Genomic DNA, 4,632 nt, shown 5'->3' on the forward strand with positions numbered 1-4,632 from the left:
AGACGGACGGAGACGGGATCGGAGACGGACGGAGACGGGATCGGAGACGGACGGAGACGTGATCGGAGACGGACGGAGACGGGATCGGAGACGGACGGAGACGTGATCGGGGACGGGACGGGGCGGAGACGACGGATGCCGCGGGGACCGAGGTCCTCGCGGCATCCGTGTCAGGCGTGGATCAGCCCGGGTGGGTCATCGACAGGAGGTCGAGCTTCTCGTCGAGCTGTTCGAGCGTCAGCTCGCCGCGCTCGACGTAGCCGAGGTCGATCACGGCGTCGCGCACCGTGATGCCCTTGGCCACCGAGTGCTTCGCGATCTTGGCTGCGGCCTCGTAGCCGATCAGCTTGTTCAGCGGCGTGACGATCGACGGGCTCATGCCCGCGAAGGCGGCGGCACGGTCGAGGTTCGCCTGCAGGCCGTCGATGGTCTTGTCGGCGAGCACGCGGGAGGCGTTCGACAGCAGGCGGATCGACTCGAGCAGCGCGGTGCCCATGACCGGGATGGCGACGTTCAGTTCGAACGAACCGGAGGCCCCGGCCCAGGCGACGGTCGCGTCGTTGCCGATGACGCGCGCGCACACCATGAGCACGGCCTCGGGGACGACGGGGTTCACCTTGCCCGGCATGATCGACGACCCGGGCTGCAGGTCGGGGATGTGCAGCTCGCCGAGGCCGGTGTTGGGACCGGAGCCCATCCAGCGCAGGTCGTTGTTGATCTTCGTCAGCGAGACCGCGATGGTGCGGAGCGCGCCGGAGGCCTCGACGAGACCGTCACGGTTGGCCTGCGCCTCGAAGTGGTCCTTCGCCTCGGTGATGGGCAGCTCGGTCTCGGCCGCGAGCAACTCGATGACCTTCTGCGGGAAGCCGAGCGGCGTGTTGATGCCGGTGCCGACGGCCGTGCCGCCCAGGGGCACCTCGGCCACGCGGGGGAGCGCCGACTGCACGCGCTCGATGCCCAGGCGGATCTGACGGGCGTACCCGCCGAACTCCTGGCCGAGCGTCACGGGCGTCGCGTCCATGAGGTGCGTACGGCCGGACTTGACCGCGTCCTTCCAGAGCTCCGCCTTGGCCTCGAGGGCGACGGCGAGGTGGTCGAGCGCGGGGATCAGGGTGTCGATGAGCGCCTGGGTGACGGCGATGTGCACCGAGGTCGGGAACACGTCGTTCGACGACTGGGAGGCGTTCACGTGGTCGTTGGGGTGCACGGTCGAGCCGAGGATGCGGCTCGCGAGCGTCGCCAGGACCTCATTCATGTTCATGTTCGACGAGGTGCCGGAACCGGTCTGGTAGGTGTCGACCGGGAACTCACCGTCGTGGCTCCCCGCGGCGACCTGGTCGGCGGCCTGGGCGATCGCGTCGGCGATGGCGCCGTCGAGCGTGCCGAGCTCCTTGTTCGCCAGCGCGGCGGCCTTCTTGATGCGCGCGAGTGCGGCGATCTGCGTGGACTCCAGGCCCTTGCCGGAGATCGGGAAGTTCTCCACGGCGCGCTGCGTCTGCGCCCCATAGAGCGCGTTCACGGGCACTCGCACCTCACCCATGGTGTCGTGTTCGATGCGGTACTCGGTGTCGGTCATTCCGAACCCTCCTTGGTTGCGGGGTCGATCCCCTCGGCTTCGATGCCGACCGTGATGACGGGCGCTGCCTCACCCTCGGCCAGACGATAGTTGGCGCCGACGATGCCGAGACGGCCTTCGGCGACGGCGTTGCTGATGATCTCGGACGACTGCAGCAGGTCGTTGACGGTGTTGCGCAGGTGCTCGCGTCCGACGAGCTCCGCATCGATGTCGGCCACCGTGCCGCCGCCGCTCTCCGCGAGGACCTTGCGGGCGGCCGGGACGATCGGCGCGATGAGCTTCCAGATGTGCGGGGGGAGCGGGTCGGCATCGATGGCGGTGCCGTCGATGGCGGCCCGTACCGCACCGCAGGAGTCGTGTGCGAGCACCACGATGAGCGGCACCTCGAGGACGGCGACCGCGTACTCCAGGCTCGCCACGATGGACTCGCCGATCACCTGTCCGGCGTTGCGCACCACGAAGAGGTCACCGAGGCCGAGGTCGAAGATGATCTCCGCGGCGAGGCGGGAGTCCGAGCAGCCGAACAGCGTCGCGACGGGGTGCTGGGCCGCGGTGAGGTCCTTGCGGCGGTCGACGTTCTGGTTCGGGTGCTGGGGCTCGTCGCGGACGAAGCGACGGTTGCCGTCCTGCATCTGCTTCCAGGCGGCGGCGGGGGTCAGCGGGTGAGTCATCGGGCCTCCGAGACGGTGCGGATCTGGGGGATGAGCGACTCCGCGAGCTCGGCGGTCGAGTCCGCGGAGCGGGAGCCGTAGAGGAGCACGTAGTCGTCGCCGGCCTGGGTGCCGAGGGCATAGGTGACGTTCGCCTCGGCGCCGGCGGAGCCGGGTCGATAGACGTCCCACTCCAGACCGCCGATGCGCACGGTGTCGGTCGGGGCGACGCCGTTCAGCCGCTGCGGGGCCCAGGATGCATCGGCATCGAAGGCCTGGGCGAGCTTGATGAACCCGCGCTCGTCCTGTGCCGCGGGGGCGAGGGTGACCTCCCAGACCACCGGGGCTCCGCTCTGGAGCTCGGCGGCGTTCACCCGCCAGAAATCGTCCGTCTCGGGAACGATCGCCGGGCTGCCCATGGACGACTCGACGTCCGCGGCGATGGCGGCCACGTCGATCGGCTTCGCGGCGACCGGCTCGCCCCGGGGGACGAGCGCGATGATGACGACGACGACCGCGAGGGTCACCACGAGCGCGGCGACGAGGTTGCGGACCGTCTGGCTCGACCGGTAGGCCTTGCTCGACGCGGCCTTGCGTGCCGCGGTCTCGTCCGGGGTCTCCGGTCGACCGAGGTCGGCATTGATCGCGGGACCCTTGGTCATGACGCGTCGCTCTCGTCGGGGGTGGCAGTGCGCGCAGCCTCGAGACGACGCTTCGCGCCGAGCAGCCACTCCTCGCAGCGGGCTGCCAGAGCTTCGCCGCGCTCCCAGAGGGCCAGCGAGTGCTCGAGGGTCGGTGCCCCCTGCTCGAGCTCGGCGACGACCCGCACGAGCTCGTCACGGGCCGCCTCGAACGACAGCGTGTCCACAGGGGTGTCGTTCACGGCGCTCACTCCTCCATCCTACGTCGTGCCCCGGACGCCGCCCGCTCAGGCGTCTTCCGCGATCTCGCCCTCCGAGCGCACCGCGACCGACCCTCGGTCCACCGTGAGCGTGAGCGCGCTGCCCGCGGGGGCGTCCGCCGCGTCGCGGAGGATCACGCCGCCTTCGAGGTGGGCGATGGCGTAGCCGCGGGCCAGCGTCGCGGCGGGGGAGAGGGCGCGTAGCGAGGCGCGCAGTTCGCTCGTCCGCCGGCCGGCGTCGTCGAGCTGCCGGCTCACGGCGTCGCGGCCGCGGGCGAGGAGCAGGAAGGTCTCCTGGGCGCGCGTGTCGATGATCGGATTGGGGGAGCGCAGCACCGGACGGGACCGCAGCTGCTCGAGCTGGGCGATGTCGTGCGTGAGGCGCTGTGTGAGGCGGGTGGTGGCCCGGGACCGCAGCTGCGCGATGAGCGCGCGCTGCTCCCCGACATCCGGGACCACGCGCTTGGCGGCGTCGGTGGGGGTCGACGCGCGGAGATCCGCGACGTCGTCGAGGAGCGGGTGGTCGTTCTCATGGCCGATGGCGCTGACCACCGGCGTGGAGGCTGCCGCGACCGCCCGGACGAGGCGCTCGTCGCTGAAACCGAGCAGGGTCTGCGGGTCGCCTCCGCCGCGCGCGATGATGATGACGTCCACCTCGGGGTCTGCGTCCAGACGCGCAAGCGCGGCCAGCGTGTCCGGCACGCAGCGATCGCCCTGCACCGCGGCGTACGCGGTCTTGAACCGCACCTGCGGCCAGCGCAGCTCGGCGTTGCGGTGCACGTCCTTCTCGGCGTCGGAGCGCTCGCCGGTGATGAGGCCGATGACGTGCGGGAGGAACGGCAGCCGCTTCTTGCGGGCAGGATCGAAGAGGCCCTCCTGGCGGAGCTGCACGCGCAGCCGTTCCAACCGCTCGAGCTGGTCGCCGAGTCCGACATGCTTCATGGCCGAGACCGCGAAGCTGAAGTCTCCGGAGCGCACGAAGTAGTCGGCCTTGACGGCGGCGACGACGTGATCGCCCACGCCGAGGTCGGCGGGGATGCGGCCGCGCACGCTCGACCAGACGCGGATGGAGATCTGCGCGTCGGAGCGGGTGTCCTTGAGGCGGGCGAAGACGTTGCCGGCGCGGACGTTCCAGGAGGTGATCTCGCCCTCGACCCATACCGTGTTCCACCGTGCGACGAAGTCGCGGATGGTGGCGTTCAGGCGGGCGACCGAGGTCGGCGCCTGCGCGGTGGAGTCGCGGGGGGCGACGGCATCCGCCGGCGGGGTCTCACCCGGTCCCGTCGTCGCTTCGAAGACTGTCATCTGCTCCCGTTCCTGCTCGCGCGCTCACCGGCCCCGTCCAGCCGGGCGACGGTAGAATCGAGGGGTGACTTCGACTGCCGTTCATCTTCCCGCTCCTCGCATCCCACGAGTGCGCGCCGCGGCCGGGCGGCTTCAGGATAACCCGGTGCCCGGACACAAGCGCGTCCTGCTTGCCGCCCCCCGCGGATACTGTGCAGGGG

5 protein-coding genes and 1 pseudogene are annotated in these 4,632 nt (G+C 70.9%); 1 reads left to right on the plus strand and 5 read right to left on the minus strand.

The features are described 5' to 3' along the window. Window positions 1–181 precede the first annotated feature (181 nt). Genes DW296_RS00020 through xseA form a run of 5 tightly spaced genes read right to left on the minus strand, consistent with a single transcriptional unit; the run spans window position 182 to window position 4,432 of the window. Window positions 182–1,576: a class II fumarate hydratase gene (locus DW296_RS00020; RefSeq protein ID WP_062633568.1), complete on the minus strand. Its 1,395-nt coding sequence runs from the start codon at window positions 1,574–1,576 to the stop codon at window positions 182–184. Beyond that, entirely contained in the window at window positions 1,573–2,247 is a 675-nt protein-coding gene (locus DW296_RS00025) for a carbonic anhydrase (protein ID WP_025103947.1), read from the minus strand. The genes DW296_RS00020 and DW296_RS00025 overlap by 4 nt, the downstream gene beginning before the upstream one ends. Continuing rightward, a complete protein-coding gene (locus DW296_RS00030; RefSeq protein ID WP_136050567.1) occupies window positions 2,244–2,888 on the minus strand; it encodes a DUF4245 family protein in 645 nt (214 codons plus the stop codon). Before DW296_RS00030 ends, DW296_RS00025 begins: the two co-directional genes overlap by 4 nt. Next, window positions 2,885–3,118: an exodeoxyribonuclease VII small subunit gene (locus DW296_RS00035; protein WP_062633571.1), complete on the minus strand. Its 234-nt coding sequence runs from the start codon at window positions 3,116–3,118 to the stop codon at window positions 2,885–2,887. The genes DW296_RS00030 and DW296_RS00035 overlap by 4 nt, the downstream gene beginning before the upstream one ends. 36 nt (window positions 3,119–3,154) lie before the next feature. Further along, on the minus strand, window positions 3,155–4,432 hold the full coding sequence (gene xseA / locus DW296_RS00040; protein WP_136050568.1) for an exodeoxyribonuclease VII large subunit: 1,278 nt from the start codon (window positions 4,430–4,432) through the stop codon (window positions 3,155–3,157). Between the two features lie 64 nt (window positions 4,433–4,496). Here xseA and DW296_RS16605 point away from each other — a divergent pair. After that, window positions 4,497–4,632 (plus strand): annotated as a pseudogene (locus DW296_RS16605) (4-hydroxy-3-methylbut-2-enyl diphosphate reductase); the annotation flags it as partial.

Origin of the sequence: Microbacterium sp. K36, assembly GCF_004794355.1 — a bacterium.
Classification (GTDB): Bacteria; Actinomycetota; Actinomycetes; order Actinomycetales; family Microbacteriaceae; genus Microbacterium; species Microbacterium paraoxydans_D.